This window comes from Streptomyces sp. NPDC051907, assembly GCF_040681075.1.
Classification (GTDB): Bacteria; Actinomycetota; Actinomycetes; order Streptomycetales; family Streptomycetaceae; genus Streptomyces.
This window is the reverse complement of record NZ_JBFAYB010000044.1, coordinates 62158-68602: the sequence shown is the minus strand read 5'-3', so window position 1 is coordinate 68602 and position 6445 is coordinate 62158. Positions and strand designations below refer to the sequence as shown.

The window sequence follows — 6445 nt, the reverse complement described above, 5'->3', positions numbered from 1 at the left end:
CCCCCGCCGCCGCCCCCGTCCGCGCCGCCGGGCCGGCCCGGTCAGCCGGCCGCGCCCGTCGCGGGCGACGCCACCGGCTGGTCCATGGAGGAGCGCCTCTACAACCAGATCTGGGGCATGTTCGAGGATCTGGCGCGTTCCACCGCGGCGTATCGCAGCGCCGTCGAGTTCGCCGAGTCGCGGATGGAGCAGGAGCTCGACAAGGTCCTGTCCGATCCGCGCAGCCGCATCGGCGGCGCCGGCGACGCCGCCCGCCAGACGGCCCGCGCCAAGTGCGACGCGCTCACCGACCAGGCCCGCCAGGTGCTCGACCGCGACCTGGCCCAGCTCACCGCCGAGTCCGAGGTCGTCGAGCCCGCCCTGCCGCCCGCCTTCGCACGCTGGGACAACCCCGCGTGGCACGCCTACCGCGTCCCCATGGAGATCCCGATGGCGCTGCGCCTCGGCGATCTCCATCTGCCCGAGAGCCCGGATCTGCGCATCCCGTTCCTGGTGCGGCTGCCGCTGGAGCGCGGGCTGTGGGTGGACAGCGGACGGGCCGGCTCCGAGGCCGCGATGATGATGGACGAGGCACAGCTGCGCAGGCACGCCCTGGACTCCGCGGTCGGGCACGCGGCCCGGCTGCTCGCGGTGTATCCGCCCGGCGAGTTCTCGGTCCACGTCATCGACCCCGCGGGCACGGCGGCGACCGCGCTCGCCCCGCTGGTCGACACCGGCGTCCTCGCCGCTCCGCCCGCGGCGGGCGCCCAGGGGGTGAGCGACACCCTCGCCAAGCTCACCCAGCGGGTCGACCTGGTGACCATGGCCGTGCGCGGCGGGGCCGCGGACTCGCTCCCGCCCGACCTGGACACCGCGGAGCAGCTGCTGATCGTCAACGACTTCCCGCACGGCTTCGACGACCGCGCCGTCACCCAGCTGCGCTATCTCGCCGACGAGGGCCCGGCGGTCGGCGTGCATCTGCTGATGGTCGCGGACCGCGAGGAGGCGAGCGCGTACGGACCGGTGCTCGACCCGCTGTGGCGCTCTCTGCTGCGCATCACGCCCGTCCCCGACGACCACCTGGCCGACCCGTGGGTCCGCCACTCCTGGACGTACGAGCCGCTGCGCGTGCCGCAGGGGAGCTCCGTGCTGAGGCAGGTCCTCGGCCAGGTGGCCGAGGCGCGCCGCTCCTGGCGGCGCTGAGCCGACAGATCCGCTGCCCAAGCGCGCTGACCTGCGCGCTTGGGCTTGGCTTTACCTACTCCTTTACCTTTCCTTGGTCTTTCCTGTACTGTCTCTTGGGCGGAGGGGAGTACTCCCGACTCGCGGCGTGCCCGTCAGTACGGATGGACAGACAGAGACCAATCCCGGGGCGCCGGCTCGTTGTGCGGCTCGTGCCGCCCGGGTGGAGGAGACCTCCGGCAGCGACGACGCTGATCAGTAGCCGTACGACGCCGGAGGCGCAGTGAACGTTTCATTGGAACTCTGGGTGCTGACCATTCTCGGTCTCAGCGCCCTGATCGCGGTCGACTTCTTCATCGGGCGCAAGCCCCATGACGTGTCGATCAAGGAAGCCGGAATCTGGTCGATCGTCTGGATCGTCCTCGCCGCGCTGTTCGGCCTCGGGCTGATGTTCTTCGGCGAGAGCCAGGCGTCGGGCGAGTTCTTCGCCGGCTTCATCACCGAGAAGTCGCTCAGCGTCGACAACCTCTTCGTCTTCGTCCTGATCATGGCGAAGTTCGCGGTGCCGTCCCACCTCCAGCAGCGGGTGCTGCTCATCGGCGTGCTGATCGCCCTCGTCCTGCGTGCGATCTTCATCGCGGGCGGCGCCGCGATCATCGCCAGCTTCTCGTGGGTCTTCTACATCTTCGGCGCGTTCCTGATCTACACCGCCTGGAAGCTCATCCAGGAGGCGCGCTCCGACGAGGAGGAGGACGAGTTCGAGGAGAACCGCCTCCTCAAGTCCATCGAGAACCGCTTCGGCGTCGCCGACAAGTACCACGGCACCAAGCTCTTCATCCGGGTCAACGGCAAGCGCGTCCTGACCCCGCTGATGGTGGTCATGCTCGCCATCGGCACCACCGACGTGCTCTTCGCGCTGGACTCGATCCCGGCGATCTTCGGCCTGACCCAGGACCCGTACATCGTCTTCACCGCCAACGCCTTCGCCCTGATGGGTCTGCGGCAGCTGTACTTCCTGATCGGCGGGCTGCTCAAGAAGCTGGTCCACCTCAGCTACGGCCTGTCGGTGATCCTCGGCTTCATCGGAGTGAAGCTGGTGCTGCACGCTCTGCACGAGAGCGGTGTGCACGTACCGGAGATCTCCATCCCGTTCTCGCTGGCGTTCATCTGCGCCGTGCTGATCATCACGACGATCACCAGCCTGATCGCCTCCAAGAAGCAGGAGCGGGCCGAGCAGGAGGCTGCGCTGGCCGCCGACGGCGCCCAGGAGACCGAGGCCTCGGACGAGGGCAAGGACAAGGACAGCATCCAGGCCTGAGCGCTCGACGCAGGCCGCAGGCACTGCCGGGACGCCGGCCGGAGTCGTACGCACTCCGGCCGGCGTCCGTGCGCCCACGCCCGGAAGCCGGCCCCCAGCGCCGGGGGTCGTCAGATCAGGCCGCAGCCGCTTCCGTCGGCTCCGGGGCGGATGCCTTGCGCGCCTGTGCGGGCAGGGTCTCCGGCAGCAGCGCGAAGCAGCCCAGGCTCAGCAGGGCGATGGCCGTCAGATACGCGGCCACGCCCCACGGCGGCCCGTCGCCCCGGGCCACCGCGGTGGCGACGATCGGCGTCAGCGCGCCCCCGACGACCCCGCCCAGGTTGTAGCCGACGGCCGCTCCGGTGCAGCGCACCTTCGGCTCGTACAGCTCCGGCAGATACGCGGCGACCACCGAGAACATCGTCACAAAGGCCAGCAGCGCGCCGAGGAAGCCCAAGAAGATCAGCAGCGGCCGTGCGGTCTGCAGCAGCGCGACCATGGGGAACATCCACAGCGCCGCCGCCGCGCAGCCCGTCAGGCACATCGGCCGCCGTCCATAGCGGTCGCCGAGCATCGCCACGAACGGCGTCGCCGCTCCCTTCACGGCGACCGCCGCCATGATGCAGGTGAGCATGGCGGTCCGGCTGACGTCGAGCTGCTCGGTGCCATGGGCGAGCGCCCAGGTGGTCACCGCGTAGAAGACGGCGTACCCCACCGAGAGCGCGCCCGCCGTCAGCAGCACCAGCCGCCAGTGCCCGCGCACCACCTCGAAGAACGGGACGCGCGCCTGCTCTCCCGCCTCGCTGAGCTGCTTGAACTGCGGCGTCTCCGTCAACGACGAACGCAGCAGCAGCCCCGCCAGCGCCAGCACGCCCGCCGCCCAGAAGGGCACCCGCCAGCCCCAGGAGTGGAACTGGGCGTCGGTCAGCGCGGCGGAGAGCGCCAGCATCACGCCGTTGGCGAGGAGGAACCCGACCGAGGGCCCCACCTGGGGAAAGCTCGCCCACAGCGCGCGCCGCTCGGCCGGCGCGTGCTCGGCCGTCAGCAGCACCGCGCCGCCCCACTCGCCGCCGAGCCCCAGCCCCTGGAGAAAGCGCAGCACGAGCAGCAGGATCGGCGCGGCCACGCCGATCGAGTCGTACGTCGGCACGCACCCGACGGCGACCGTCGCCGCACCGGTCAGCAGCAGCGAGGCGAAGAGCACCGGACGGCGTCCGTACCGGTCGCCGATGTGCCCGAAGACGACCGACCCCAGCGGCCGGGAGAGAAAGCCGACGCCGAAGGTGCCGAACGCGGCGAGCGTCCCCGCCAGCGGGGAGAACGTCGGAAAGAAGAGCGGGCCGAGGACCAGCGCGGCGGCGGTCCCGTAGACGAAGAAGTCGTAGAACTCGATGGCTGTGCCGGCGAGCGATGCTGCCGCGAGCCGGGTCATGGACGGAGAGCGATCTTCGCGCATGCTGGCCAAACTACCTGTGCGGACCGGTAGTTACGGGGCGTATCCGACCTCTTCGACACCTGCGGCGGCGAGTTCTCGCCACTTTGTCAAGGGGGTGGGGGAGGAGCGGTCGACGGGACCTGGAACGGCGCCCCGTCGCGCGTCTCGGCCCTCGCCCGGGACCCCGGGGGATCCGCCGCGACCTGACCCGGAAGGCGGAGGGCGGGTGGTGACTGCGATCCTGCCTCCATGACATCTATGGAGACGCGGCGGGGGAGGCGGACGGCGCCGGCGCCTGCCTTCCGGCTGCAGCGGGCCGCCCAGTCGCCGACCTCCGCCGTCCTGCTGCTGCACGGCGGCCGCGCCGACGGCCTGGAGCCGCCCACCGTGTGGAACCTGCCCGACGTGCGGATGCGCCCCTTCGCGCGATCCATAGCGCGCGCCACGGCCGGGGACGGCGTCGTGCTCGGCAAGGTCCGCTATGGCTGCCGCGGCTGGAACGGCGACCGCGCCGACGCGGGCCGGGACGCGCTGCGCGCCCTCGACGAACTGAACGACCTCTCGGCCGGCCGCGCCCCCACCGTGCTGGTCGGCCACTCCATGGGCGGCCGGGCCGCCCTGCACGCCGCCGGCCACCCCCTGGTGTCGGCCGTGGTCGCGCTCGCGCCCTGGTGCCCGGCCGGGGAGCCCGTGGACCACCTGGCGGGCAAGCGCGTGGTGCTGCTGCACGGCGACCGGGACCGGGTGACCGACCCGCGCGAGACGTGGGCGTTCGCGGCCAGGGCGCGCGCCGCGGGGGCCGAGGTCTGCGCGCTGCGGATGCCGGGCGGAGACCACGCCATGCTGCGCCGCGCCGTCGACTGGCACCGCTTCACCACCCGCGTGGTGGCGGGCCTGCTCGGCCTGGAGCCGCTGCCGCCCAAGGTGGCCGCGAGCCTCGCCCCCGGGGCCGTTACGGCGGCCGAGGACTCGGTGTGGGAGCCGGCCCCCGAAGACGGCTGAGACCCTCCTCCTGCGGCCTGCGGCCTGCGGCCTGCGGCCTGCGGCCTGCGGCCTGCGGCCTGCGGCCTGCGGCCTGCGGGTGGCGCGTGCCGGTGCGCCCGTTACCAGCCGCGCTCGCGCCACTCCGCCAGGTGCGGCCGCTCGTCGCCCAGCGTGGTGTCCTTGCCGTGGCCCGGGTAGACCCAGGTCTCGTCCGGGAGCACGTCGAAGAGCTTCTTCTGCACCCCGTCGATCAGGGTGGCGAAGGCCTGCGGGTCCTTGCGGGTGTTGCCGACCCCGCCGGGGAAGAGGCAGTCGCCGGTGAAGACGTGGGGATGGCCGTGCGGGTCGTCGTAGACGAGCACGATCGAGCCCGGGGTGTGGCCGATCAGATGGCGGGCCGTCAGCTCGACCCGTCCCACCGTGATCACATCGCCGTCCTCGACCAGGACGTCCGTCGGCACGGGGACGCCCTCGGCGTCGTGCCTCCCGGCGTACGTGCGCGCGCCGGTCGCCCCGACCACCGCGGCCAGCGCCTGCCAGTGGTCGGGGTGGCGGTGCGTGGTGACGACGGACGCGATGGAGTCGTCGCCGATCAGCGTCAGCAGGGTCTCGGCCTCGTTCGCCGCGTCGACGAGCAGCTGCTCGCCGGTGGCCCGGCAGCGCAGCAGATACGCGTTGTTGTCCATCGGGCCGACCGCGACCTTGGAGATCATCAGGTCGGCGAGCTCGTGCACATCGGCCGCGCCGCCGACCTTCACCACTCCGCTGTACGTCATGGGCTCAGCCTATAGCGGGGGCAGTCCGGGAAGCAGGGCTCCGGCGGTGTCCAGGCCCTTGCCGTCGCGGCGGCCGGCGAGCCAGCCCACCAGGTCCGCGGACGGGCCGGAGACGATGACGGGCGCCCCCTCCGGGCCGCCGGTGTGCCACTCGCCGCCCTCGGCCCCGACGATCCGCGTCGGCGGGACGTCCGGGCGGCCGGCGAAGCGCCGCGCCAGGAAGTCGATCTCCCGCTCGACGAACTCCTTCGGCAGGTCCTCCAGCTCGTAGCCGATGCCCAGGTCGACGTGGTGCAGCTCGACCTCGACGAGGCGGCGGAACGGGACGCGGGCCGCGGCGTCGGTGATGCCGTTGCGCAGCTCGACCGTGCGGTCCCAGTCGGCGGGGCGCTCGCCCACGGCCTGGAAGCGGGCGGCGGTCTCGCGCACGTCGGCGAGCTGGGCGTCGAGGGGGCGGGGCGCGTCCCGGTCGATGTCGGACTCGCGGGCCTCGGCGCTCAGGTACATGGGGCGGCCTTCGAGGACGTTGACGAGGGCGTCGGCGTTGCGGGCGACGTGGGCCAGCACATGGCCGCGGCTCCAGCCGGGGAGCCGGGACGGGGCCGCGACGGCGGCGTCGTCGAGTCCGGCGGCCGCGGCGAGGAGCCGGTCGGTCGCTTCGCGTACAAGGGCCAGGTCGCGCAGGGCATCGATCATGAGGCCGACGATAGTCCTGCCACTCGATCGGGTGAAGGTGGCTCGGGACGTCCGTAAATCGAATGCGCGTGCTATACGCTCGGTAGAGGCATCCTT

The 6445-nt window shown here is 72.4% G+C and carries 5 protein-coding genes and 1 pseudogene; 3 read left to right on the top strand and 3 right to left on the bottom strand.

The features are described from left to right. Nucleotides 1-1182 (top strand): annotated as a pseudogene (locus AB0M39_RS22735) (export associated protein); the annotation flags it as partial. Between the two features lie 262 nt (nucleotides 1183-1444). Continuing rightward, nucleotides 1445-2479, top strand: coding sequence for a TerC family protein (locus tag AB0M39_RS22730; protein ID WP_365367115.1), 1035 nt, complete (start codon nucleotides 1445-1447; stop codon nucleotides 2477-2479). Between the two features lie 115 nt (nucleotides 2480-2594). Here the strand turns inward: AB0M39_RS22730 and AB0M39_RS22725 are convergent, their stop codons facing one another. Further along, nucleotides 2595-3890 (bottom strand): MFS transporter, encoded by a 1296-nt coding sequence (locus tag AB0M39_RS22725; protein WP_365367123.1) that lies wholly within the window; start codon nucleotides 3888-3890, stop codon nucleotides 2595-2597. Between the two features lie 252 nt (nucleotides 3891-4142). On the opposite strand from AB0M39_RS22725, the gene AB0M39_RS22720 reads away from it, so the two are divergent. Further along, nucleotides 4143-4895 carry an alpha/beta fold hydrolase gene (locus tag AB0M39_RS22720; protein ID WP_365367113.1) on the top strand — a complete coding sequence of 251 codons (753 nt, stop codon included), beginning with the start codon at nucleotides 4143-4145 and terminating at the stop codon, nucleotides 4893-4895. Nucleotides 4896-4996: 101 nt separating this feature from the next. Here AB0M39_RS22720 and AB0M39_RS22715 read toward each other — a convergent pair whose 3' ends face one another. Both AB0M39_RS22715 and AB0M39_RS22710 read right to left on the bottom strand, forming a co-directional pair. After that, complete coding sequence (locus AB0M39_RS22715) at nucleotides 4997-5653, bottom strand: MBL fold metallo-hydrolase (RefSeq protein WP_365367111.1); 657 nt, start codon at nucleotides 5651-5653, stop codon at nucleotides 4997-4999. Nucleotides 5654-5662: 9 nt separating this feature from the next. Continuing rightward, nucleotides 5663-6349, bottom strand: coding sequence for a maleylpyruvate isomerase family mycothiol-dependent enzyme (locus AB0M39_RS22710; RefSeq protein WP_365367109.1), 687 nt, complete (start codon nucleotides 6347-6349; stop codon nucleotides 5663-5665). Between the last annotated feature and the right edge of the window lie 96 nt (nucleotides 6350-6445).